Consider the following 25,575-nt stretch of genomic DNA (forward strand, 5'->3'; position numbering starts at 1 on the left):
GTGTATGTTTTAACAGCGGATAACATGATATCACATTTACCGTTAAATAACGATCACATGAATGGGTTATAGCCCATTGTTTTTACTTGATCCTTCTGGCACTTTTGTTACCTTCACCGCCATGGTTATGGCAAGTACATTTTTCAAAGCGTAGTTGTAGTAACGGATGTTGTATAAATTTTATAAGTGCTATCATGATAAAAGAATTCAAAATCAATTCCGAAAAAGATATCGCCTGCAGGCTACAGTCATGTACTGCATGCAATGATCTTCAGTCAGTAATTGCATTTCTGGAGCAATGCAATGAACAGTATCGGGTGGCCATCGATATCGTAGATGCAAAAACCGGTAAAGTGCCAAGTCAGGAGGAAAATCATCTTCGAAAATTGCTTGATCAACTCACCAAGCGTGAGTGTGAAGTACTATACCTGGCATTTCAACGTCTTCAGAATAAGGAGATCTCTGAAAAACTTTGCATCAGTCTGGAGACTGTAAAATCGCATCGTAAAAATATAGTATCAAAAGCCGGTGTTCGTTGTCTGAATGATCTGAAGGATATATTCTTTAATATTACTGAACTGGAAAATTTTGATATTCTGAAAAATCACTCCTGGGGGTGATGTATGTACCAAAGGTATATATATACCTTTGTTGTGTTATTGATTTTAAACCCGCTTGCAACCCTGAACCCTTTCTGACGCAATACGGCTGTATTGTCGTCACCTCTTTTGTGTATACTTCTGATCTCCGGACTGTTAGCGGCCATTTGTTAATCTGAAAGACCTATGATTCGTACCGCGTTGGAATTTATCAGGAAAGAACTGGATGCCTATATCGTAGATCGCGAGCAGGACCCCGGCAACTACGCTCTGAACAACGTAGTAGATCTCAAGCCGGTATATCTGCCTGACGGCACTTACAATCTGAATAATGCCATGCACATCACCATGATGTTGATTGGTGTGGATGAAGAAAGGAGAGAAGGCAAGCGTCCATATTATGTACCGATCGAGAATAAGCAGTTCATGAAACTCAACCCTCCGGTAGAACTTGATCTGTCCATTCTGTTTATAGCACAGAGCACGAACTATCAGACAGCGTTACGCGACTTGTCTGATGTTGTGGCTTTCTTTCAAGTATATAATGTATTTGACGAATCGAAGTTTCCTGCTCTCAATGCCGATGTGAGCGACCCGGTAAATAAACCCTGGCAACTCATTGAACGCCTCAGTTTCAGGCTAACGAGTTTAACCTTCGAGCAGCAGAACAATCTCTGGGCTACACTGGGCGGTAAATATATACCCAGCGTAGTATACAAAGCGAACATGCTTACCGTATTCGATACGAGAGGTAAAGAAGCAGCACCAGCTATTACTGAAATGAACTTTGCTGATTGATCTATGGGAATCCTGAAAGTAAAATATAGTGAGTTACTCAAGGTATCGGTGGAGCAGCCGTTTTACAGCAACAGCATCTGTCCGAAATATACTACCGAGCCGCGACCGGATTTTGAAATTGTACCCACCACAGAATGTGCGGCCCTGATGAAACGCCTTGATCTATTATTCAAGAAAGACGATCATGCCGGAGGTTTCTCCGTGTGGAGCAGTATAGCCGGCACCAGTGGTGGAAATGAATTACTGAAATTCAAACCGCGTGCCACGGATATACTTACCTTTTATCTGCTACTGCGCAATCCATCTTTTGTAAACTTTAACGAGCTGCCAAATGGTACGACAGCGCAGGTATATTATTTCACCAACCAGTTGATTGATCCGGCTGCACCCCGCGATGATCTGCACCTGAGCTTCGATGCTACCGGTGTAAAAGCAGGCGACTTGACGAAACGTGTTACCGGAACATATACCTATAATAGTATGGTTCCGGTTGCCCCGGGCACAGCACGTGTAAAACACGTTGCAACAGGACAGGAAGCGCAACCTAAGTCGGTGGTAACAGAAGCTGGCAAGAGTTACCTTCTCTTTGATCTTTCTTCATTTGCGCCTGGTCCTTGCCAGTTGCTTGTAAGTGCCGTTGTTACAGATGAATTCTATTATACCGGTATAACGCAAGACACACCAGTCTTTGGCATCATCAGCCTCTCGCTGGATGCTGCATTACAACCCAACTACCGCGTTGTGGAAGCCGATGGTTCCATCACGCCACAACGGCCAGGCTACCGGCTGCATTTCACTAACCGGCAGACATTATGGCGATACCGCATGATTCTGCAACCCAACAGTCCGCTATACCTGGAGATGGCTGCACTCACACCACCAGACCGCACGGATTTTATTAACCGGCTCAATGTAATCAGCAACGATGCCACGATACTTTTCAATAACAATCCCATAAGCGATACGGTATTTGAATTTATATCTGCCAGTCCGCTATACCTACGGGAGAAATATATATCCACGACAGCAGGACCAAACACTGCGCTGCGGCTTACGCTGAAACGTTACCTGGGCGATCCGAGAGAATCGGAAGTACGGAGCAGTTTACCCTATCCCGCAACAGACCGGATAGACGCATCTGCGAGCCCGACTATATATTCTGACATCTTACTAACACTATAAATTAAAAAAATGGCCAATTATCGCTCACCCGGTGTTTATGTAGAGGAGATATCTCTTCTGCCACCATCCATCGCTGAAGTTGAATCAGCCGTACCCGCGTTTATCGGGTATACCGAAAAAGCAACCCTGCTCGTTGCCGATGATCTGATTAATGTACCGACCCCCATTACCAGTCTTGCCGATTTTATACAATACTATGGCGGGCCTCCTGTTGAGAATGCTGCCAACATAACGATTGGAGTAGACGAACTGAAAACAGGAACGGTAACTACTGGTTTCAAAACAACGATAGCAATTACTCCAGCGAATACCAGTAAAAATATACTGTATCACGCAATGAAGCATTTCTTCAGCAATGGAGGCGGACGTTGTTATGTCGTTTCGGTTGCAAAATTTGCTGCTCCGACTCGCGCTGATCTTGAACGTGGCATTGATCTCATTGCCAATGAAGACACCCCTACGATGCTCGTAGTACCCGAAGCGATCTATCTTGATCAGGCTGGCTTTGATGGTGTCAATCAGAAGATGATAAACCAGGCTGCTTCGTTAAAGGATCGTTTTGCTATAATCGATACACTTACCGCAACACTACCGAAAATTCCTAACTCGGTCAACACCGATGTAACCACAGCTATTGGAAATATACCTGCCGATGGCGCAATCAGAAGATATGGAGCGGTCTATTATCCGCATCTCGAAACATCCTATACCTATACCTTCGATTTCCAGGCGCTGATATTAAATACGCATACCGTGAATGGTGCGGCTCCGGGAGCAGGTGAAGATAAAGCGAACCAGACAATGTCTGCATTAAAGAACAGCGCATCATTGCTTTATAACGCCATCCTAACCGAGTATAACAAGTATCACATTGTACTGCCACCATCCGCTGCTATAGCAGGAGTATATTCGCGTGTAGACCGCGAGCGTGGTGTATGGAAAGCTCCGGCCAATGTAGGCCTGATGGATGTTGTGAAACCACGCGTATCGGTATCACGCCCCGAGCACGATCTTCTCAACGTAAATTCTGATACCGGTAAATCTGTAAATGCTATACTCAACAGTCCGGGTTATGGTACCGTTGTGATGGGCGCCAGAACACTTGATGGAAATGACAACGAGTGGCGTTATGTAAACGTGAGACGCTTCTTCAGCGTAGTGGAAGAGTCGATCAAGAAATCTACCAACTGGGCCATCTTTGAACCCAACACTTCGCCAACGTGGGTGAAAGTAAAGGCGATGATCGAAAATTATCTGTACCTCAAATGGAGAGATGGTGCGTTGGCAGGCGCCACTCCCGAACAGGCATTCTTTGTAAATATAGGTATAGGATCTACGATGACATCGGTTGATATACTGGAAGGCCGCATGATCGTAGAGATTGGTATGGCCGTAGCAAGACCTGCCGAGTTCATCATTCTGAAATTTGAACAGATGATGCAAACCTCCTGATATAGTATAGCTGAAATTTTTAGTTCTAAAATCAAACAACAAAATATAGTATATGGCTTATCCACTAACCTCTTTTCACTTCACTGTATCGTGGGGTGGAGATAACATAGGTTTTTCAGAAGTAAGCGGGCTTTCTGTAGAGAATCAACCGATCGAGTATCGCGATGGACTAATGTCTGCGAAGACACTTCCATTAAAGAGACCAGGCCTGCGCAAGGCCGGTAACATCTCGCTGAAGCGTGGCATTGTAACCGCTAATAATGATCTATATACATGGTTCAATAATTTTGGTGAACCTAATGTTACCAGGCGTACACTCGTGATTACACTGTTGAACGATGAAGGCAATCCTGTTTTTGTCTGGACTATATCCGAAGCGTGGCCTGTAAAATGCGAAGGCCCCGGCCTGAAAGCCAGCGGTAATGAAATTGCCATTGAAACACTCGAACTGGCACACGAAGGTATCACTGTAACACCAGTATAATTTATGCCAGCGTATTATCCTCCTGCCAGCTTTCACTTCAAGGTAGAGTTTCTCGGAGTCAGCGGTATGTCCGGTGATACGGAGCAACGCTTCCAGGAAGTAAGTGGCTTGTCCGTTGAAGTAGAGACCGAAGAGCTGCGGGAAGGAGGAGAGAACCGTTTTGTCTATAAACTTCCCAAGCGCGCCAAGTATCCGAACCTGGTACTGAAGCGCGGGCTGCTTACGAACACCGCTATATTGAACTGGTTCAAGTCTGCTATGAATACATATTTCACGGTACCTGTATACGACTTTAAACCAGCCGATATACTCATCACGCTGATGGATGAGACCGAGAGTGGAGTAGCCGCCTGGAAAGTATATCAGGCATACCCGCTGAAATGGTCATCTTCTGATTTCCGCGCCAGCGATAACTCAGTTGTTATTGAGACCATTGAACTTGCCTATCAGTATTTCGAACGAACACTATAAATCATGGCTGTACAAATCAACGAAGTAGTTATACGCGCAGTCGTAGATCCGGCTCCGCCCGCAGGCAGCAGTACACAGGCTACACAATGCGCATCCGAAAGCAGCAGCGGTAGCAGTGCAGAATCGGAACTGGCAGAAAAAATACTGGAGATCATACGCGAAAAACTGGAACGCTAATGGACGCACAAAGCCTTGCAAAATTACCCTTCAATCTGAAGATCATTCCAACAACGTTGGAAGGTATACCGTTCGGAGTTCCGTTCATTGCCATGTTCAATCCGGAAAACTTTGCCGTGCATGAAGATCTGCATTGGAGCAGTGCGTGTGCACCCGGTAAAGAAGGTACAGAGCCGAAATATGTAAAAACAGCGCCCCGTACATTTACCATTGAGTTTACGCTTGATGGAACCGGAGTAAATACGAACGGAGTAAAGATACCAGTGCCGGTACAGATCGCGTTGTTCCGCGGTGTAACGACCAATATAAAAGGAACTATACACCGGCCGCATTACCTCATGGTACAATACGGCACGTTTATCAACGTCTGTATCATGAACTCTTCGAACGTTACCTATACCATGTTCGATATGTTCGGATTCCCGATACGTGCCAAGGTAAGTGCAACCTTTACTGAACGTTCTCCGCAAGGACTCAGCGATGTGCTCGGCATGTTATCATCGCCCGATCTTACCCATCGAAAGATTGTAAAGGAAGGAGACCTGTTGCCATTGCTGACACGCGAAGTATATAATAATCAACATTACTATATACAGGTGGCACGGGTTAATCGTCTCAAGAACTTTCGCAAGCTCCAGGCGGGTACAGAGTTGTTCTTTCCGCCTCTTTCAAAGAAATAGTTTTACAGATACAGGTATATATAACGAGCAATGGACAGCGTAATTCCAGGAACCGGTACATCCACAGATGTTGTCAGCCAGAAAGTGTTGATCAATGGCACAGAGCTGAACCATGAGATCATGCTGATGCAGATTGTGGTGTCCAAATCTTTTAACAAGATAGCTTCGGCCAGACTTACCTTTTCGGATGGCTCGGCATCGGAGCGTGATTTTCCGCTGAGCAATGACGACCTGTTTAAACCGGGCAACGAAATTGAAGTACAGCTCGGATATCACAGTGAAGTCGAAACGGTGTTCAAGGGAATTATTGTTAAGCATGCTGTAAAAGTTGGAAGACAATCAAACTCGATGTTGATGATCGAGGCGAAAGATAAAGCCATCAAACTGACCAGTGCACGCAAGAGTATATATCACCTGGAGAAAAAAGACAGCGAAGTAATTACCGAACTGGCAGGCGAACTGAATACCGATGGTGTAGAAGCAACTTCTTTCACGCACAAGCAACTCGTACAATACAACGCTACCGATTGGGACTTTATCATAACACGGGCAGAAGCCAATGGCATGCTCGTATGCACCGATGATGGTAACCTGATCGTAACAAAACCAGATGCCACAACGGAGGCGGTACTGGTCGCAACCTACGGGCAAAATATACTCGAATTCGAAGCTGAGATGGATGTGCGAAGAATCAAGCAATCCATTACCAGTCACGCCTGGGACTATACCAAGCAGGAACCCGAAGCATCTGAAGATGGCACCTCTGACTTCGATGAGACAGGCAATCTTTCTTCGGATGATTTAGCCGATGTACTCGCTGCAGAAGTAAAACTGGTTCACTCCGGAAGATTGACACAGCCGCAGTTACAGGATTGGTCAGACGCCTACGCACTTCGTAATCGTCTCTCGAAAGCAGTAGGGCGAGTACGCGTGGACGGCAACGCTGAAGTGAAGCCCGGTACTGTTATTACACTCGAAGGTGTAGGCGATCGTTTCAATGGCGATGTATATGTTACCGGAGTACTGCATCACTATGCAGACATCTGGCAAACCGATATACAATTCGGCTGGCGTGACGAATGGTTCTATACGAAAGACGATGTGATGGACAAACCCGCTGCCGGTTTACTGCCCGGAGTAAACGGATTGCAGATTGGTATTGTAAAAGATATCGATGACCAGGAAGATGGCGGGCAATATCGCGTAAAGGTACATATACCGTTGATGACCACAGGCAATGATGGTATATGGGCACGCGTAGCCACGCTGGATGCCGGACCTGAACGAGGTATATATTTTCGCCCGGAAGTAAACGATGAAGTCGTGATCGGCTTTCTGAATGACGATCCGCGCGAAGCCATTATACTCGGTTGTCTTCATAGCAAAGATTCACGCAAATCTCCTTTACCGGAACAGCAGGGTTCTACACAACACGGCATTGTTACCAAAGAAGGTATAAAGTTAATCTTCGATGACACCAACAAGCGGCTCACATTGCGAGTACCTGCCGGGGCAGGAGAGAAGTCCCTCGTGATCAACAATGCGTCCGGTGCCTTTGAAATGAAAGACGAAAATCAGAACACTATAAAAATGGATTCGCAGGGAATTACGATACAAGCCGGCAGCGGCAACGTAGTAATTCGCGGAACCATGGTACGAATAAATTAACCGGTATATATATGCCAGCAGCAGCACGCGTTACCGACAATCATGTTTGTCCGATGGCCAACCCGAATGGTAATCCGCATACAGGAGGCCCCATCATGCCACCCGGTATACCTACCGTTTTGATTGGAGGACAACCGGCCGCCACTGCCGGCAGCATGTGTGTTTGTGCCGGCCCTCCGGATAGCATACTGAAGGGATCATTAACCGTGCAAATCAACGGAAGGCCTGCTGCACGCCAGGGAGACTCCACTGCGCATGGCGGTACCGTTGCAGCCGGATTGCCCACAGTACAGATCGGAGGATAACTATTGAAAACGAAAAACCGACCATGAAAGCAATTGATAAATCATTTTTAGGAATCGGCTGGAGTTATCCGCCAACATTTCGCAGAGAATGGTATGGCGTTGAAATGCTTCACGAGGAAGAAGATGTACGGAGCAGCATTCATATTATTCTATCCACCATTACCGGTGAACGCATCATGCAACCCACATTCGGCTGTAATCTGCAGCCTAAACTTTTTGAAGTGATGAATGTGCCAAATATAGCCCTGATTGAAAAACTGGTTCACGATGCACTGGTATTTCATGAACCGAGAATTATCGTAGAAGAAGTTACCTCGGAAGCAAAACAGCAGGAGGGAACGTTATTGATCACTGTTCAATATACGATCATCACTACCAACACGCGGTATAACTACGTGTTCCCATTCTATATGAACGAAGCTACAAACATTGAACACGCATGAGCTGCCATTGTCATACCGATATTGTGCGCGATGGTTCAGGCCAGTTAGGCCGTTACCTCAAGGCACTTGATCCGACTTACGCTCCCATAGATGAGCGAAGCACCGAAGAGCTATTGGTGTTCATTAAACGATATGCCGCACAGATCCGGTTCTACGATATACCGGAAAGTCACCCGGGCGATACAACACCTGCCGCTAAAGTCAGCTGGCGCGAATTCTTCAGCCGCGATATGGCCGTGATCGCAGCCGGTATAGCACTGACCGATATAGCACAGATACGAAAAGACTTTGAAGAAACCTTCCGCAATCTTCAGCAAGATCCGGAAGCCGATATATATGCGGCATTATATAGTCCGGTGCTCGGCATGGTTGCCCGCATCGATCGTTGGTATACACTCGCCATACCGGAGAATCCGCTCTATGAAACACTCACGCTGGCGATACAATCAGAGTTAAAGGCGCAGGTTCAGAAAATTACTGCGTATGAAGAAGGATTCAAGCTGGTTGATCCCGGTAAAAAACTTGACCTTGATTATTCCGCTATTAAAAATAAAACACTGTGGGGACTCGATGAACCTGCGGTAGCCGAAGGAAATATATACCAGGGCGTTGATGAGGCAGCCAAGATCAGGCATGCAGCGCTTTACGTTGAGGATATATTCCTTTCATTCTATGGTTTTATACAAAAGCTGACAGCGGAGTCTTCCAAGTACTTTGCTTTTGCGTTGGAGCAATATCCCGCTCATCAGCCACACATGGCACTCTTCATTGCGTTCCTGAAGCTGTTCAGGTTAGCACAGGAGCAAATGAATGGTATCACCGGACGCATGCTAGACTTCTATTACAGAGATGTACTGCAACTCACGGAGAAAGATTCTATACCCGATCGCGTGCATATAGTCTTTGAACTGGCTAAAGATGTAGCTGAGTATGCCGTTGGTCCGGGCACCGCGTTGCTGGCAGGTAAGGATGCTTCCGGTAAAGAGCAAGTATATAAAACGGAAAACGACCTGGTGGTAAATCAGGCGAAGGTAAAAGAACTGAAAACTATATTCATCGAAAAACAGGTTGAGGATGATGTTACCTTTATAGGATCAATATCAGCACAACCGGTAGCGAACTCGCTGGATGGTTATGGCGAGAAATTTACCGATCCCTATCCCAAGTGGCCAACGTTTGGCAGACGCCTCAATCGTAATCTGGATTATAAGAATATATGCCAGGCTATAGACATCGTACGGAATCAATTGGAATGGCGTAACGAAGCTGCCATTGGTTTTGCTATAGCATCGCCACAGTTATTATTGCAGGGTGGTAATCGTTTGATTGCGTATCGTCTGCAAGACCTGGGCAAAGTATATACCGGTGGTAACCCGGAAACCGAACGTCAAGTACGTATACTGTTTACAGGAGAGAAGAAATGGCTGGCCGTTGAGAAGCGTATGACAGACGCCCAGTTCAAGTCACTTCCCATTAAAGGTGAAACCAGATTTGCCGAAACACAGGAAACAGAAGGTAGTTACTATTTTGATACCGACACGCTGTATATATATCTACCGGCAAGCTTGCCAGGCGTTATACCGTTTGATAGCGCTATACACGAAGGCGCTTTCGTTACAATGCAGCCTGTTATGCAGGTATTGCTGGGGCCGTCCGTACTGATCAGCGAAAATGATTTTGGTAAACTTGCATTTCAAAGTGCATCACTGGAAGTTCGGGTCGGTTCAGTAGCTTCCGGAGACCAAACGATAGAACCTATTTTTGATGGACTGAAAGTTCTGACACTTCAGAACGATGATGGTATGTTAGATCCCTCCAAGGCGTTTGATCCATTTACCGCATATCCGAACCGTGGTAAGAGTCTGTATGTCGGCAGCCAGGAAGTTTTCAATAAGACACTGGATGAACTATCGCTCCATATACGATTGGCCAATCCTGCCAATGATAATGGCATTGAGTTAGCAGCTGTAAATAATAACAGTTTATTTATAGCAAGTGTACTTAAATCAAGAACATGGATAACTGTTCCGGAAGGTATGCACACGAATACGACAGACGGTTTAGCCAGAAATCTTTTACTGGGTGAGGAAGGTAATATACTGGAGCTCAATCGTAAGCCGCTCATAACCGAGCAGCCATATACCAATGCCTCTGTGAAAGGTTTTCTGCAAGTGGAATTTAATATACCAATATTCTCGACAACCAATAAAGGAGTATACGAGAACATGCAGGAAGCAGCGCAGTTTCTCAAAGTAAAAGAAATTTCGGTCAGTTATCATTCAGTCCTTGAAAGACCGGAAGCGGGTATAGATCAGTTCTTTCATGTATATCCGTTCGGTGTGCTGGAAGCTGATCTTAATGCGCGAACACAAACACGTATACTGGCACGTGACCTGGCACCAACACTCGCATCCACTTCGGCTATAACAAAACTGCGTAATGGCAATGATCTGCTCACAGATACCAAGGGTAAATTATTTCCGCAGTTTACCTACCAGGATCCGTATGCCAAATATACCGACATCGGAATCAAACCTATAGTATCCGGTCCTAAATCGGATTACCCGGTTATCACTTCGACTGTACACAGCGCTAAAAATACAAACCGACAAATTACTGCGCTTGAACGATTGATGATCGATGCCAGTGGCGTTACCGAGACAATTACCGGAAGTGCCAACCAGTATTCAAGTTTGTTACAGGAAGAAGGTATGCTTTTTATCGGACTCGAAAATCTCAAGCCGCTTCAAAGTTTATCATTGCTATTCCAATTTGTAGATGGGAGTGCAGAAGATGAAGACAATGATCCACCGGTAATTCACTGGTCATACCTCGTTAACAACGAATGGCATCCATTGAAAGGCGAGAATATAGTGTCGGATGATACGTTTGGTTTTCAGACAACGGGTATCGTAAAACTTGATATACCGGCTGACATCACCAATAACAATACCATCATCACCAACGGTTTATACTGGCTGTGTGCAAGTGTTACCGAGCATGCCAATCGTATACCGAAACTGGTAGATGTTGTGGCGCAGGCCGTGATAGCAACGTTCGAAGACCAGGATAATGATCAGACACACTTTGACAACGCACTGGCTGCAGGCAGCATCAGCAAACTTGCTGTAAAGGTGGCCGAAGTGAGTAAAGTAATTCAGCCCTTCGCTTCGTGGGACGGTAAACATCGTGAGACAGGCAAAGAGTTTTATACACGCGTGAGCGAACGGCTCCGTCACAAAGCACGCGCTATCAATGTGTGGGACTACGAGCATCTTATACTCGATCGTTTTCCTTCCATCTATAAAGTAAAAGCTATACCACACGTTGATCCGGAATGTTTATGCAGACATACCGATCCGAACAGTCCTTACAATCCGGCAAGAGTAGAAGATTGCTGTGGTCCGCAGGTTGCACCGGGACATATACTCATTGTACCCATCGCTAATTTTAAAAATAGGAATGCAGTCAACCCACTGCAGCCGAAAACAGGTCGCAGAACGTTACTGGAGATAGAGTCCTATATCAAGAAGCGTACATCACCGTTTGTAAAGGTTCATGCGAAGAACCCGGTGTATGAACAGGTACTTGTCTTCTTCCGGGTAAAATTCTATCCGGGTATAGATAAGGGTTATTATCTCAAGAAGCTCAATGAAGAGATCGTTCACTTCCTCACGCCCTGGGCATTTGATGAGACTGCAGATATAGTATTTGGACAGAAGATATACGCTTCATCGATTATCGACTTCATCGAAGAGAGACCGTATGTTGATTTCATCACCGACTTCATTATGGTAGTGTGTAAAGATGAATGTTGTACCGGTGAGGAAGATATGCCGGAAGATCAATCTGTGCCGGAGCAATCTCCGGATGGCCGCCCTATCATAACCGGTGTTGTGTACGACAGTCGCAGCAAAGCAACGTTACCCGGTGTAACCGTACAAATCAAAGGCACTACCAATAGTACGGTTACAGATACCAATGGTGCCTTTACATTGAGGACTGATTCGACAACGGATGTTACACTGGCATTCAGCTTCGCGGGGTATACATTCAAGGAGGTGCAGACACCGGTGAATCGCGCGTGGGAAATATACCTGTTGCAGATCAATTCACCTGACAACGATACGGAAGATAAAGATCTGATTGAGACACTCAGCAGTTTGTGTGGATGCAATGACTTTGAACATTTACTTCGTGAAGATTCTGAATTCAAAGGAGAAATTGTCGCGCAACCGTCTACACCGCGTTCTATTCTCGTATCGGCACCACGACATATCATTATACCTTACGAAGAGAAACCGCGCCTGACGCCTTGTGAAAAATTGCAACAATCCAGGCGTGTAGCATCGATACGGTCATCCGAATCAAACGACAAAGTAATTACACATGAATCTGCTTTGTTAACAGAGCGAAGTACCGAACGCAGTAAAGATGTAACCCGATCACTATCGTCAGTGAAGACAACCGGGAAGAAAGATATACCTGTAAAGAAACGTCCGGGCCGGTCAAAGAAATCAGACAAGTAAAGTTGAGGTAAGTATAGCCCCGTATAAATATGAAAGACCCTATCACACTCGATAAATCAAATCCATTGCAACCGGCAGAAGACTATGTAGCGCTTCGCAAGCAGGGCTTTAAAGACATTGAAAAAACCGGCAGCGACCATTGGACAGAGTATAACAATTCCGATCCGGGTATAACGATTCTCGAAGCGGTGAGCTATGCCGTAACCGACCTCGCGTATCGCACCGGGTTCGAGATAAAGGACTTGCTGGCACCGGAGCAACTTACCCCGGATACCTGGAAAGAAATATTCTATACCGCCCGGAAAATACTGCACAACAGCCCGCTAACGTTGAATGACTATCGCAAGATAATTATTGACGTAAAGGGCGTTCGTAACGCGTGGGTCGAGCCCAGCAAGAATTACGAAGTGCCGCTCTGGATCAACTACAATATATACGAAAGAAGGAGAGATAATGACTGTCAGTGTGAAGACGCTGACGACAAAGGGTGTTATGGAAAGCTGCAGCTTGATCCTGTAACGCAGGATCAGGTTACGGCAGCAAAACAGGAAGCAACGACACGGCTAGACGAAGTGATTCAGGCTATAAATACAAAGATCACCGAGCTTGAGGCAAAGATTGCCGAGCTTGATACGAAGATTGAAAACACCGAAGATGAGCTCGATAAAGAAAAGCTTATAAAAGAGCGGGACAAGCTGGCCAGGAAAAAAGGCAGAAAGATTGCACGCAGAACATCTCTCGAAGAAGAGAAAGCCATTATTCTCGCATTACCCTATATACCTTCCAAGATCGTTGAGTTCGAAGGGCTCTATAACGTAATGGTGGAATACGAAGAAGATGTAATTCAGAATGAAGAGCGCGATGAAATACGGCAACGTGTTATCGAACGCCTTACCGGTCATCGTAATCTCTGTGAAGATTTTCTGAGCGTGCAGGCGGTTGAGTATGAAGACTTCGGTATAGCAGGTTCCATTGCACTGGAAGAATATGCCGATCCGGATGCAGTATTGGCCGCTATATATTTTACGATCTATAAATATTTTACGCCTTCCATACCATTTTATACCATTCAGCAGATGCTGGATAAGGGCTATACCATTGACGAGATCTTTGAAGGGCCGGCACTGAAGCATGGCTTTATCGAAGAGAGCGAATTGGAAAAAACCGACCTGTACCGTGACATCCGGTTATCTGATATCATCAATGAGATTGCCGATATACCAGGCGTGAAGGCTATCACGTATTTACGGTTGCCCTTCCTCGGTTTTGATGATGATAGCTCCGGTAAAAATTATTTTAATGAATGGATCACCTTCCTGCAGGAAGAGAAGAAGATTGCGCGAATACAACCATCGATGTCAACGATGATGTTTTGCAAGCAGCGTGATTTTATTACCTATAATCTCGGTTCACCTGCGGATCGGAATCCCGATCGTATGCTGAAGATGTTCCATGATCATAAAGTACTGGAACGCAAATATAAACTCGAAGGTGTGCAACGTGATTTACCTGTGCCCTCCGGAGAGTATATGGCATTGGAAGATTACTTCCCGGTAACAGAGTCGTTGCCCATGTGCTATGGCGTAAGCGAACGTGCCGGTTTACCTGCCGATGCCAGTGATAAAAGAAAAATACAGGCTTTACAACTCAAGGGCTACCTGCTTTTCTTTGAGCAGCTAATGGCTGATTACCTTGTACAGCTTAACCATGTAAAAGATCTGTTTACATTCGATGACACCGTTAACCGGACTTACTTTACCCGCGCGTTAACGGAGATTGATGACCTGCAAAAACTGTTGATTGATCATCAGGGTCGTGGAGCTGATCATTGGGATCAGATACTCCACGACTTCACGCAGGTACTGGAGAACCTCGTAGAGACACCGAAGAAATTTCTGATTCGCAGAAACAAATTTCTGAATCACATGCTCGCCAGGTTCAGTGAAGACCTGACCGAGTATGAAAGTATAACACGATGGCTCACACCCTATAAAGTTGAGGAACGACTTGCATCAGACAAGATCCGTATACTCGCGAACGGAGAGTATTACAAGATAAGTACGAACCGTGGTAAAGGGTATAACTACGCTCATCCGGAAATATGGGACACCTCCAATGTATCCGGAACCGAACGAAGAGTGAGTCGTTTGCTCGGCTTCAAGTATGCAGACAGAAGAACATTGTCTATTGATTTTCTTGTGATCGAACCACTGATGGTTACCGATCCGAAAACAAATACTACATCGCAAAAGGTGAACAAGCTTGGCAAACCACTGAATGTTATCAAACTTATAGATCCGGAGACAAAAGAAGTTCTGTTCACAAGCGTGGAAGTAATAGCAGGTTGTTGCACCGATCTGCTCGTCAATGAAATTTTAACCTACGCAGATGAACGCAAATACTTCAAATTCCTCGATGACCTGAAACATCATACGCGTAAATCGGCCGGTAAGGTTGGAACATTTTCCTTTGAACTTTGGGACAATACCGATGAGGAACAGGCGGTAGTGCTCGGCTATAGCGGTAAATATACTTCACGCCAGGATCGTGAGAAGGTATATAAAAAACTGCAATACCTGATCGACCGCATGAATGACAATGAAGGACTTCATCTCGTAGAACATTTACTCCTGCGGCCGAAGTTTGATGAAATACTGGATGAAGCTAATGAAGCAATCGAAGTAAAATTACTCGATGTATGCCTCGACAGCTGCGACCTTGGTAAAGGACTTGAAGAAACGGAGACACCAAAATACCGGAAGAAGATCAGACGTATACCGGCACGGAAATGCTATGATAAAATGCCGTGGATATTGGAATACTTCCGGCAGAATCCGACTACGCAGAAGTTCGATCAATCCATACTCTTCCAGGAAGTATCACCGGATGAGAATGAAGAACCTGTGCCGCTGAAGTTCAGACGCTACGAGTCGCTCGCCAAGCGCGTACGTGATCTGCAAGAGTATGGATCGGAGCGTATACAATACGAAATTGTGTCCAATCAGCAGGAAGATCCGGATAGTCTGCGGTATAGCTTTATCATTCACGGAGAGAATGATATTGTGCTGGCGCAAAGTCTTTTTATCTTCAACAAGCGTACAAAACAGCAGATTGAAAACGGAGAGACAATTGCCAATGATATTGAAGTGGAGATACAAAACCTGATGCGCTACTTCGCTTTTGAATTGGACATGTACTGCCAGGAAAACCCCTGCGATCACAATGAAGACCCGTATTCATTCAGGGCAACCATTGTATTGCCGTGCTGGCCAAAACGCTTTCGCGATCCTACATTCCGCACACTGGTGGAGAAAACGATTCAATCAGAAGCACCGGCTCATGTCCACTTCAAGATCATGTGGATCGGCACCAGCGATATGAAAGCATTTGAAAATGTATACCAGCAATGGCTCCGCGAGATGGCACTTACCGAGATGCCATCGTACGAACATGTTAACCCGCTGGTGGAAGCAATCAATACGCTGAAGCCTTGTGGTTGCTGCGAAGATGACTGTCATGAATGATCCGTTGAGAATATATGTATGATGAGATTTTAAAAGTAGGATGAAGCATCTGGTGAATCAATTACGCATCGAAATCCATTGCCCGAGCGAGGAGCAGGCGCTGCAACTGCGGCATAACTTCAGCCTCGCACTGCAGCAACAGATTGAGGTCGTAATTGATCGCGTATGCTCACGGTATATTGCCGAGGACGAATGGATTCATCTGAATAGACTGGAACTTGATCTGGGTACATTCAGTACCTATACATTTTACCAGACGTTTGCAGATGTATTCTCGGGAAAATTTGAAGAAGCACTGTTGCAGAAGATCGCTTCTATACCACCCGAAGAAAGGAGGGAATCCATACAGCGTTCACAGGTTGAGTTGTTGCAATATTTCCTGCTGGCAGGCACTACACCATGGTGGGCCGATGAAAAAGAACTGGATATAGATGCAATTGTATCGGAGCAAATGCAAAAACACAAAGAAGGTTTTGTGAATTTTCTACAACGAAACAGGTTCAATGAAAACCTGTGGCGAAGAATTGTTTTGCAATTGAACCCGGATACCCGCTATAAAATCGTAGCTGCCTTACCCGCGCTGTTGCCAATAGTACAGGTATATAAAACATGGACAGATATGATCCTGGAGCAACACAATTCGCTGGCATCAGGTGTGGAAAGAACAGATATACTGCTCGCGGATATAGTATTGGAACATGTCCCCGCGTTATCAGAGGCGGACAATGCCAACCAGGTTCAGACTATATTTGAGAAATCTGTTCCTCGCATTTTTTCCGGTGCATCTCAACAAGAATTGCAGAATGCAGTAACTGCGTTGCCTACGGCGATTGGGCAGAACACAACTCCATTTGGCGCTATAGTGAATACTGAAGCCAGCGCAATGCCTGCTGATACAACGCCTGTTGCAGAGAAGTATATTTCCAAATATGCGGGTGCTGTTTTACTTGCGCAGTTTCTCCGACCATTCTTTCAGAAAATTGATTTACTGGATGGCGTATCGTGGAAAAGCAAGGCAGCACAATATAAAGGTGTGCAACTGGTACGATTTCTCTGCACAGGAGAGCAGTATACTCCGGAATATAGCCTGGTACTGGAGAAATTACTATGTGGTGTGCCGATAGAAGAACCTGTACCACTGGATGCCGCTTTACAGCAGAAGGAACTGGACGAAGCGATTGTCCTATTAAACGCAATCATCGAGCATTGGCAGGCACTCCGAAATACTTCGGTCGATGGTTTACGAAACAGTTTCCTGGTACGTGACGGAAGTTTATCGCGAAACGATGGACACTGGCTATTGCAGGTAGAGCGAAAGACGATGGATGTTCTGTTGGAGAAACTTCCGTGGGGATATACTACTATAACATTGCCCTGGAATAATTACCTGATCTATGTTGAATGGTAAACAAAATAGTATAGGACAAGAACTGATCGTGTCGGAGGCTGGTATGACGGGTTCTCCACTTGATCGAAATGCAGAGACACTTGCACGCGAGATCGGCTGGTTCGCCCGCGTGGTAAACGAACGTTTGCAGGATTACTTTCCGAAAGACAAACTCGAAATCCAGCAGGAGAAAGAACATAGCTGGATCAACAAGATATTAAACCGAAGCTCCGGCACGAAAGGCACTCAATTGGACAACTCCACAACGGTTGGGCTGGGCGAAAATATATCCATCCCGGACCTCACACAAGATACTTCCGTATATGCTGAGTTCGTTAACTACTACAAGCTCAATGCTGACGAACGGCTTGTCCTTATCCTGGCCATCATTCCACATGTGCAACCGCATTTACTGGATGTATTCTTCTCGATCAACAAACCGCTGGGCAGAGGCTATACCGAGTTCGGTGGCGTAAAGGGAAACCGGCACAGTGGCTTCGTTCCCACCATTGAGACAGCACTGTTCTTACTGGCGGGTAATGATTTGAGTTACCGTTTCAGAGTATATAGATTGTTTGAGCCTGATCATATATTCTCAGCACACAACATCATTCAACTTGACCACAGCTCTGGCAGCGAACCTTTCTATAGCAGTTCCATTCTCATTACTGATGAGTATGTAGATTTCTTTACGACCGGTAATATTCGCAAGCCTGCATTCAGCATGGAGTTCCCTGCGAAACGCCTTACGACAAAAATGGAGTGGACCGATCTCGTGGTGGATGAATTCACCGCACAACAACTCGATGAACTTCGCGTGTGGTTAAAGTATGGAAAGACACTATATGAAGAGTGGGGGATGGATAAGAAACTTAAGCCAGGCTATAAAGCTTTATTTCATGGTCCACCAGGTACTGGTAAAACGCTTACGGCCGCGTTGCTCGGCAAACTATATAATCTCGATGTATACCGGGTTGATCTGTCAATGGTGATTTCGAAATATATAGGAGAGACTGAGAAGAACCTGGAAAAAGTATTCCGCAAAGCCGAGAATAAGAACTGGATACTTTTCTTCGATGAAGCCGATGCCTTGTTTGGTAAACGAACCGGTATATCGGATGCACATGATAAGTATGCCAACCAGGAGATAGCTTACTTATTGCAACGTCTCGAAGACTACCCGGGACTTGTTATACTCGCTTCGAACATGCGCAACAATGTCGATGAAGCTTTCACAAGACGATTGCAGTCCATTATACATTTCCAAAAACCGCAGCCGCGCGAACGCCTTCGTCTGTGGAACGGTGCATTCAGTGAAGTATGTCAGCCACCGTCCAGCAGTGACATGGAGCGTATCGCACAACAGTATGAACTTTCGGGAGGATCTATTATAAATGTTGTTCAGTTTGCCTCGCTGCTGGCACTGAATCGCAATGACAACGTGGTAACAGTGGATGATCTGTTACAGGGTATCCGCAAGGAGTTTAAAAAAGAAGGGAAGACGATGTAAGTATCATTAAAGATATAGTGTATGGAGAGCGAGCTTTCGAAGAATAACAATGATAGTAAAAGCCATTCATCCGCAGCCGCCAATATCCAATGCAAGCTGGCGGTTGGTTCCGTTAACGACTCAATGGAAGCACAAGCCGATGCGGTTGCAGACCAGGTGATGCGCCTGCCTGCAAACGGCATCGTTCAACGTAAGTGTTCTAAATGTGAAGAGGAAGAGAAGGCACAACGAAAACCGATAACGTCCTTCATACAAAAGAAAGAAGCATCCGGAAATACAAGTATAGCTTCCGATGCAGTGTCTAATAAAATTCAGGAGACGAAGGGAAGTGGTGCATCACTCGATACACCTACGAAAAATTTTATGGAGAGTCGTTTTGGTACAGATTTCTCCGGCGTACGCATTCACACCGATAGCCAGGCCGTTGCGTTGTCGTCCGAACTAAATGCGCAGGCGTTTACGGTTGGCAATGATGTATACTTCAATACAGGTAAATATAGCCCGGAGTCCTCCGAAGGAAAACATTTGCTCGCGCATGAGTTGACGCACGTTGTACAACAAGGAACCGATTTACAAAGAAAACAGATTCAACGAAGAGTCATTGACGCAAATGTGGTAACAACACAGCCCATGCTAACCAGGTTAGGTCTGACACGACAAGAAGTTATCGATGCTATACGCGATGCTGACACGGATGCGATTCAACTGGCTCAAAATGCCGAAGACACTTTAACAACACAATTGGCAAATGCTGTAGCCGGAAATCCCGTAGACGCAAATGCCGAGTTGATACTAAATGAGGAACTGGGGTTGTCCTTTAACAACGTAGCGCATCGGGGACTAATACGACAACAGATCCAGAGGTTTGTCAGAGTAAGAGAGACACTTCAATCGGGCTACTTACGATACATGGGTCTGGGAATCGGTAATGTTTCCCTCGTTGGATGCCAGACTGGTAATTGTGGCAATGACTTTGCTTTCTCTTGTCCGGGAAACAGGTTGATCGTGCTTTGTCAGACTTTCTGGGATACACCGGACGAGCAAGGTGCCACTCTTCTGCACGAACCATTTCATATCTGGTTTCACATGGCACGACATGAAGTGGATGCCTTGAGAAGAGCTGATGCAAGTTGTTTTGAATCATTCGCGCTTCGTGTATCCGGAAGAGCAGCACCTCCATCTTGTGCAGCGCACACAAACGGTTAATATATGTATCAAACAATCGCACCTATACCGGCAAAACCTGAATCTGTCGCCTTGGGAAACCGCAGCTATAGCGACCCCGCTCAACAGACAAACGATATATATATGCCTTTGTATGATCTCTCGCTTGCAACAGGTTTACGGCAGGAAAATAGTATTATGACGGACGCTACCTCGCACCGTAGCAATCTATCGGCATTCATTCAACGAAAAGTAAACCAATCATTGCCTGCTGTACACAGAACGACATCAGGCATGCCCGTTATTCAACGACAACCCAGACCGGTGCCCGTGGCTCCGCTACCAACTGTAACACCTGTCATCACACAGCGATACCGGCCAACCGGAAATATTAGCCGGACAGAATTCGATAATTATGTTCGTACGCATTTTGGCGTTAGTGATATACATACGGGTACACAACAAGAACAGGAACAACGCAGCACAAGAAGAAATATACCCACGGTTACAATTCCAGGCTGGCAGCGATGGGATCCGGGAACGGCATCTGATGACTATACCAGTATCATCAATGGGATTGAAGATATGGCTGATGCTTTGGGTGCTATACCTACGATTACATCCATTACTTTCTTCAAAGTATTTTACGAGCCCAATGATGCAGGTGTTGGCGTTCCGGATTCAACTATAGGTGCGATGTTCGGAGCAGGAAGCCTCACGATCTTCGAGGCCTTTAGTGGTTCAACGAATCCTGCTATCGGAATCAACACTCCGGGCGGAGCACCCATAGCAACCAGGAACCGCGAGCGAGATATAGCGCGCACCATCACACATGAGCTGGGACATGGTGTTGCCGAAGCGGCTATGGCATCGCAGAATAACCAGACCTTTGTTGATTTCAGAGCAGCGGTAGGATGGATTGGCAACCCGGCAGAGCTATATGATATAGGCCAGCCAACCGTACGCGCTGCAATCGCGAGTCAAACACAACCACCGGTTCAACATCGAATAACAACAGGTCGTTGGTTTGATGATACCGTTAGCGAGCAGCCCATGTCGCGATACGCTGTCGATGGAGGTCCCAGTGAAGACTTTGCTGAATCGATAGCAGCCTATATAAACACTCCCATTGTACTTCAACAGCGCTCTCCGGCACGGTATAATTTCATTCGAAACAATATAAATACATGGCGTACACGCATGCGTGCCACCATGCCGGCACGCGTGCGTCCACCGGTTGGAGACTTTCCGATACCCGATGGAGACTCCGCGATGGCATAAATATTATTGACGTAATATACATAATCAAGCTATAGATTATGAAGAACGTTTCACTTTCACAGCAGACGCAATCAACTCCGGCAGCGGAGTCTAAGCCTTCGCTCAGTATGGCAGAAGGTGATCAAAGTATACTGGTACCCATCCAGTGTAAACTTACCGTTGGCCCAGCGGACGATCCGATGGAAGCAGAAGCCGATGCCATGGCTGATAAAGTAATGCGCATGCCGGAAAATAATTTTATACAACGCAAGTGTTCGCACTGTGAAGAAGAGGAGAAAGCTCAGCGCAAACCGCTGGCTTCGTTTATACAAAAAAAGGAAACGTCGGGTAGTGGTACCGTGGTGTCTGATACGCTAGGCGCTCAGATTACATCAACCCGCGGAAATGGCGGCACGCTGGACAAGCCTGTCAAAAATTTTATGGAAACACAGTTGGGAGCAGACTTCTCAGGCGTTCGCGTTCATACCGACAGTCAGGCTGCAGCGTTTTCTTCTGCATTGAATGCGCAGGCCTTCACGATTGGAAATGATGTATACTTCAATTCAGGTAAGTATAGTCCCGAATCATCAGAAGGGAAACATCTGTTGGCGCATGAGTTGACGCATGTCGTACAGCAACAGGACAATGTAATTTCGAAGAAGCCATTTATACAACGAATCCCTCGTGACCGTATACATGATCCTATCCTTGACGATTTCAGCCGCGAAACCGGTGTACCTCGTGACCGGGCATCACAGCATAGTGAAGAGTATAGAACATGGTTGAATAGCAAATTTATTAATCCGATAATTGATACCACTTGCGCTTCAAATACGCAATTTGTTATCGATATAGTAAATGAATCGCTTGCATGGATCGATGATATATATAGTCAGTTAGTAGGATTTGCGGCCGACCAGATTTTCAATACTCCGGGAACAGCGCCTTCTGCAGATCATACCCGAATAGCTTCGGCACTGCAACAGACATTTCATACCACAGATGAACTATATGTCCAATTACTCGCATCACGGTTTTACCACATCGGAAGAATGTTACGGGAGCCTAACCGGGTCACTATATTTTGTGGTGGACATAAATGCAGGGCATCAGGATCAAGTCATGTAGCTGCCTATGTAGATACTCCGTACGAAATACACTTGTGTGGTACCGGTAGAAATATAGCTACGTTTATTCATGAGATGGGACATGCCGTTATTCCAAATGTAGGGATACGTAATACTGTAACACAAGGAAACGGTATTACCGACAGGGCCTATGACCACGAACGCGTTTTTCATCATCTTACTCCGGAAGAAGCGCTGGACAACGCGGAGTCTTATGGAATTTTGGCAGAAGCACTCCATAACCGGACAACGGGCAATCTCGTTCCTGCTCAACCTGACAGAACAAATTGCACAAATACGGCATTTGTACTCTCTGCATTTGCAAGAGCTGAACTCTGGACGAGACGAGGATGGCAATTAATTGGACAGATGTCTGACCGATTAAGAGGCAGCGCTCCATTAACAGACCTGCCTCAGGCTGAGCTGGATTTCCTGAACAGACATTTACCTCTCGTTACGTCTACAGCGGATCTCCGGGCATTTAATAGTTTATTTACCAACCTGTATACATCGTCTTATCACTCTTCACTCGGTTCAGTTCTCAATTGCCAGGGCGCTGCTAGCGCACCGTGCAGTAGCGGTGCCGTGGGAATTTCGGGAGCTGGAACTGTAACTTCTTCTGCAGTTTCTCTGGCAACGCAATCGCCCTCCGGAGAAATTGATTTCTGTCCTGCATGGTTTAGTTTATCTGAAACAGATCGTATCAAAACTACCTTCGTTTTGTTTCTCATGGGAAGACCTTCTTGGATGCATTCTGGTATAAGTATGACAAATGCATTTGCTATAGCTGATTTTGCAAAAGCAACACTGGATGAAACGTTACCACCTCCAACAACACGAGATGCTGTGGAACATTTCTTTCGTGATCAACCTACGGCACCCGTTACAACTCCTTAGCTAGTTTATAGATTACAACAACGATAATCTCATGACACAACATCATCAGAATCAACAACCACAAAAAACACAAGCTTCGTCACAACCTCCCGTGGAGACAATAAGAAGTGATCAGGATGCTATCGTTCTACCCATCCAATGTAAACTTACCGTTGGCGCAGTTGACGACCCGATGGAAGCAGAAGCCGATGCCATAGCCGATAAAGTGATGCGCATGCCGGAAAATAGTTTTATACAACGTAAATGTTCGCATTGTGAAGAAGAGGAGAAAGCTCAGCGCAAACCACTGGCCTCGTTTATACAAAAGAAAGAATCGTCCGGTAGTGGTACCGTTGTATCAGAGGCGGTGAATAACCAGATAGCATCCACTCGCGGCAGCGGAAGTACACTGGACAGCTCCACGAAAAGTTTTATGGAAAGTCGTTTTGGAGAAGACTTCTCCAATGTACGCATTCATACCGGTCAGTACGCATCACAGTTGTCACAAGACCTGAATGCGCAGGCGTTTACAGTAGGGAACGATATATACTTCAATTCCGGGAAATATACTCCGGAGTCCAATGCCGGTAAATATCTGCTTGCCCACGAGTTAACTCATACGATACAGCAGCAGGGCATACAACGTAAAATACAGCGAACCAGCGCCCGCGCAACCGGTCCCAATACAGCAACGGTAGAACATGAAGGCGCAACTTATAGAGTAACAAAAGTAGTGGATACAACTACCACCCGTACAACGCAACGTCCCAGGTTCGGTGGCGGAATAAACATGGATAATATTTTTGTTAATCTCACGTGGTGTACCGATGACCTGCGAGGCGAAGTAACCCTGGGAGCAAATATACCCGAAGCAGCAAGAGGTGCAGCGCAACAGCTACTGGACGCCATTACTCGCGGTGCATCGGGTTCGGAATTATCGCGTATACTTCGCTCTGCGGAAGCTACTCCATTCCTTGAAATAGTATTTGCACAATCCGGAGAATTTAGTCTGACAGCACGGGGTGAAGTCTCCATCAGTTCTGAAGGCGTTCAAGGTGGTGGTGGAAGTATAGGACTCCGAAGAGGACCTTTAGATGTAGACTTACGAGGTCAGGGAAATGATGAAGGCTGGTCCATCACGGCAAACGTACGGATAACACCCGGACGTAGTCAGGATCGCTTCAGATGTACCAGTCTGCGGCAACGTATCTCCACGCGTTTTAAATGTGAACGCCTGACACCGGCACATACAGAAACAAGAACACGAACAGTAACATCAACCGATCGGCAATCCAAGTATATATACTTTAACTATGCTACCGACAGAATCAACGTTGCGCAAAGCATGGAAAATATTGCGGCTATACAGCAATTGCTCACCCGTGGTTATCGTGTAACTCAGATCCTCGGCTTTACTTCTCCGGAAGGACCACTGGGCAGAAGAAGAGGCAGTACATTTATGGGTAATACATTGCTTGCCCAGGCGCGTGCTGATGCGGCCCAGCAACGGTTGCTGCAGCTATGTGCCGGGCTTGCCGGTGCAGCGGGCACATGTGTGTCCGGAGTTACTCCTTCGGTCGCACCCCTTGGTGAAGGAGAATTATACTCTTTGCCAGATGATTCTATTGAGGGCGATCCACTGGCCCGACATGCAACGCAGGAGTTCTCAACAAATCCAGCAGAAGCTGTGCACCGCGATGAGACCTTAATGCAACGACTGCCACGGTTAACTGCCGCTCAACAGGCCGATCTTATATACCCGCTTTTGCGAAGGGCAGCCATTGTTTTTGAGAAAGAGACTTCGCGCCAGGAAGATTACGAACACGCGGTTCCGGAAAGTTACGCAGAGGTTACATGTCCTACAGAAGTTGTAAATGCTGCAAGGCTCGTATTATCATTAACCAGTCCCCGGAGACCTTAACCCGATAACGATATATAC

19 protein-coding genes are annotated in these 25,575 nt (G+C 46.0%); all 19 read left to right on the forward strand.

The annotated features are described in order from the left end of the window. The first annotated feature begins 194 nt into the window (after positions 1-194). The 19 genes from ACFQ21_RS09890 (at position 195) to ACFQ21_RS09980 (ending at position 25,557) form a co-directional block, all read left to right on the forward strand. Entirely contained in the window at positions 195-620 is a 426-nt protein-coding gene (locus ACFQ21_RS09890; protein WP_377578457.1) for a helix-turn-helix domain-containing protein, read from the forward strand. A gap of 165 nt (positions 621-785) precedes the next feature. Continuing rightward, positions 786-1,397 (forward strand): DUF4255 domain-containing protein, encoded by a 612-nt coding sequence (locus tag ACFQ21_RS09895; protein ID WP_377578459.1) that lies wholly within the window; start codon positions 786-788, stop codon positions 1,395-1,397. 3 nt (positions 1,398-1,400) lie between these two features. Further along, on the forward strand, positions 1,401-2,579 hold the full coding sequence (locus ACFQ21_RS09900) for a hypothetical protein (protein ID WP_377578461.1): 1,179 nt from the start codon (positions 1,401-1,403) through the stop codon (positions 2,577-2,579). A 9-nt stretch (positions 2,580-2,588) separates the two neighbouring features. Beyond that, positions 2,589-4,031, forward strand: coding sequence for a phage tail sheath family protein (locus ACFQ21_RS09905; protein ID WP_377578463.1), 1,443 nt, complete (start codon positions 2,589-2,591; stop codon positions 4,029-4,031). Positions 4,032-4,083: 52 nt separating this feature from the next. Beyond that, positions 4,084-4,515, forward strand: coding sequence for a phage tail protein (locus ACFQ21_RS09910; protein ID WP_377578465.1), 432 nt, complete (start codon positions 4,084-4,086; stop codon positions 4,513-4,515). A 3-nt stretch (positions 4,516-4,518) separates the two neighbouring features. Then, the gene (locus tag ACFQ21_RS09915) at positions 4,519-4,986 is read left to right on the forward strand and encodes a phage tail protein (protein ID WP_377578467.1); all 468 of its coding nucleotides are present in this window, start codon (positions 4,519-4,521) and stop codon (positions 4,984-4,986) included. A gap of 3 nt (positions 4,987-4,989) precedes the next feature. Then, on the forward strand, positions 4,990-5,163 hold the full coding sequence (locus ACFQ21_RS09920; RefSeq protein WP_377578469.1) for a DUF5908 family protein: 174 nt from the start codon (positions 4,990-4,992) through the stop codon (positions 5,161-5,163). Next, positions 5,163-5,843 carry a CIS tube protein gene (locus tag ACFQ21_RS09925; protein ID WP_377578471.1) on the forward strand — a complete coding sequence of 227 codons (681 nt, stop codon included), beginning with the start codon at positions 5,163-5,165 and terminating at the stop codon, positions 5,841-5,843. Before ACFQ21_RS09920 ends, ACFQ21_RS09925 begins: the two co-directional genes overlap by 1 nt. A 30-nt stretch (positions 5,844-5,873) precedes the next feature. Continuing rightward, positions 5,874-7,511, forward strand: coding sequence for a type VI secretion system tip protein VgrG (vgrG, locus tag ACFQ21_RS09930; RefSeq protein WP_377578473.1), 1,638 nt, complete (start codon positions 5,874-5,876; stop codon positions 7,509-7,511). Positions 7,512-7,522: 11 nt separating this feature from the next. Then, a complete protein-coding gene (locus ACFQ21_RS09935; protein WP_377578475.1) occupies positions 7,523-7,816 on the forward strand; it encodes a PAAR domain-containing protein in 294 nt (97 codons plus the stop codon). A gap of 23 nt (positions 7,817-7,839) precedes the next feature. Beyond that, a complete protein-coding gene (locus tag ACFQ21_RS09940) occupies positions 7,840-8,259 on the forward strand; it encodes a GPW/gp25 family protein (RefSeq protein WP_377578477.1) in 420 nt (139 codons plus the stop codon). Next, positions 8,256-12,788 carry a carboxypeptidase-like regulatory domain-containing protein gene (locus ACFQ21_RS09945; protein WP_377578479.1) on the forward strand — a complete coding sequence of 1,511 codons (4,533 nt, stop codon included), beginning with the start codon at positions 8,256-8,258 and terminating at the stop codon, positions 12,786-12,788. Before ACFQ21_RS09940 ends, ACFQ21_RS09945 begins: the two co-directional genes overlap by 4 nt. Before the next feature lie 29 nt (positions 12,789-12,817). Beyond that, positions 12,818-16,312, forward strand: a complete 3,495-nt coding sequence (locus ACFQ21_RS09950) for a coiled-coil domain-containing protein (RefSeq protein WP_377578481.1) — start codon at positions 12,818-12,820, stop codon at positions 16,310-16,312. Between the two features lie 40 nt (positions 16,313-16,352). Continuing rightward, on the forward strand, positions 16,353-17,720 hold the full coding sequence (locus ACFQ21_RS09955; protein ID WP_377578483.1) for a contractile injection system tape measure protein: 1,368 nt from the start codon (positions 16,353-16,355) through the stop codon (positions 17,718-17,720). After that, the gene (locus tag ACFQ21_RS09960) at positions 17,707-19,209 is read left to right on the forward strand and encodes an ATP-binding protein (protein ID WP_377578485.1); all 1,503 of its coding nucleotides are present in this window, start codon (positions 17,707-17,709) and stop codon (positions 19,207-19,209) included. Before ACFQ21_RS09955 ends, ACFQ21_RS09960 begins: the two co-directional genes overlap by 14 nt. Before the next feature lie 21 nt (positions 19,210-19,230). Continuing rightward, the gene (locus tag ACFQ21_RS09965; RefSeq protein ID WP_377578487.1) at positions 19,231-20,415 is read left to right on the forward strand and encodes an eCIS core domain-containing protein; all 1,185 of its coding nucleotides are present in this window, start codon (positions 19,231-19,233) and stop codon (positions 20,413-20,415) included. 3 nt (positions 20,416-20,418) lie between these two features. After that, positions 20,419-21,654 (forward strand): hypothetical protein, encoded by a 1,236-nt coding sequence (locus tag ACFQ21_RS09970; RefSeq protein WP_377578489.1) that lies wholly within the window; start codon positions 20,419-20,421, stop codon positions 21,652-21,654. A gap of 38 nt (positions 21,655-21,692) precedes the next feature. Then, the gene (locus ACFQ21_RS09975) at positions 21,693-23,657 is read left to right on the forward strand and encodes an eCIS core domain-containing protein (protein ID WP_377578491.1); all 1,965 of its coding nucleotides are present in this window, start codon (positions 21,693-21,695) and stop codon (positions 23,655-23,657) included. A gap of 31 nt (positions 23,658-23,688) precedes the next feature. Next, complete coding sequence (locus tag ACFQ21_RS09980) at positions 23,689-25,557, forward strand: eCIS core domain-containing protein (RefSeq protein ID WP_377578493.1); 1,869 nt, start codon at positions 23,689-23,691, stop codon at positions 25,555-25,557. The last annotated feature ends 18 nt before the right edge of the window (positions 25,558-25,575 follow it).

Origin of the sequence: Ohtaekwangia kribbensis, assembly GCF_042676245.1 — a bacterium.
GTDB classification, from domain to species: Bacteria; Bacteroidota; Bacteroidia; order Cytophagales; family Cyclobacteriaceae; genus Ohtaekwangia; species Ohtaekwangia kribbensis.

What these genes read in the sequence shown, in the direction of transcription:
- ACFQ21_RS09915 (WP_377578467.1), top strand. Translation starts at nt 4,519, where the DNA reads ATGCCAGCGTATTATCCTCCTGCCAGCTTTCACTTCAAGGTAGAGTTT.
- ACFQ21_RS09970 (WP_377578489.1), top strand. Translation starts at nt 20,419, where the DNA reads ATGTATCAAACAATCGCACCTATACCGGCAAAACCTGAATCTGTCGCC.
- ACFQ21_RS09910 (WP_377578465.1), top strand. Translation starts at nt 4,084, where the DNA reads ATGGCTTATCCACTAACCTCTTTTCACTTCACTGTATCGTGGGGTGGA.
- ACFQ21_RS09925 (WP_377578471.1), top strand. Translation starts at nt 5,163, where the DNA reads ATGGACGCACAAAGCCTTGCAAAATTACCCTTCAATCTGAAGATCATT.
- ACFQ21_RS09895 (WP_377578459.1), top strand. Translation starts at nt 786, where the DNA reads ATGATTCGTACCGCGTTGGAATTTATCAGGAAAGAACTGGATGCCTAT.
- vgrG (WP_377578473.1), top strand. Translation starts at nt 5,874, where the DNA reads ATGGACAGCGTAATTCCAGGAACCGGTACATCCACAGATGTTGTCAGC.
- ACFQ21_RS09955 (WP_377578483.1), top strand. Translation starts at nt 16,353, where the DNA reads ATGAAGCATCTGGTGAATCAATTACGCATCGAAATCCATTGCCCGAGC.
- ACFQ21_RS09975 (WP_377578491.1), top strand. Translation starts at nt 21,693, where the DNA reads ATGAAGAACGTTTCACTTTCACAGCAGACGCAATCAACTCCGGCAGCG.
- ACFQ21_RS09950 (WP_377578481.1), top strand. Translation starts at nt 12,818, where the DNA reads ATGAAAGACCCTATCACACTCGATAAATCAAATCCATTGCAACCGGCA.
- ACFQ21_RS09935 (WP_377578475.1), top strand. Translation starts at nt 7,523, where the DNA reads ATGCCAGCAGCAGCACGCGTTACCGACAATCATGTTTGTCCGATGGCC.
- ACFQ21_RS09965 (WP_377578487.1), top strand. Translation starts at nt 19,231, where the DNA reads ATGGAGAGCGAGCTTTCGAAGAATAACAATGATAGTAAAAGCCATTCA.
- ACFQ21_RS09890 (WP_377578457.1), top strand. Translation starts at nt 195, where the DNA reads ATGATAAAAGAATTCAAAATCAATTCCGAAAAAGATATCGCCTGCAGG.
- ACFQ21_RS09980 (WP_377578493.1), top strand. Translation starts at nt 23,689, where the DNA reads ATGACACAACATCATCAGAATCAACAACCACAAAAAACACAAGCTTCG.
- ACFQ21_RS09905 (WP_377578463.1), top strand. Translation starts at nt 2,589, where the DNA reads ATGGCCAATTATCGCTCACCCGGTGTTTATGTAGAGGAGATATCTCTT.
- ACFQ21_RS09940 (WP_377578477.1), top strand. Translation starts at nt 7,840, where the DNA reads ATGAAAGCAATTGATAAATCATTTTTAGGAATCGGCTGGAGTTATCCG.
- ACFQ21_RS09945 (WP_377578479.1), top strand. Translation starts at nt 8,256, where the DNA reads ATGAGCTGCCATTGTCATACCGATATTGTGCGCGATGGTTCAGGCCAG.
- ACFQ21_RS09920 (WP_377578469.1), top strand. Translation starts at nt 4,990, where the DNA reads ATGGCTGTACAAATCAACGAAGTAGTTATACGCGCAGTCGTAGATCCG.
- ACFQ21_RS09960 (WP_377578485.1), top strand. Translation starts at nt 17,707, where the DNA reads ATGTTGAATGGTAAACAAAATAGTATAGGACAAGAACTGATCGTGTCG.
- ACFQ21_RS09900 (WP_377578461.1), top strand. Translation starts at nt 1,401, where the DNA reads ATGGGAATCCTGAAAGTAAAATATAGTGAGTTACTCAAGGTATCGGTG.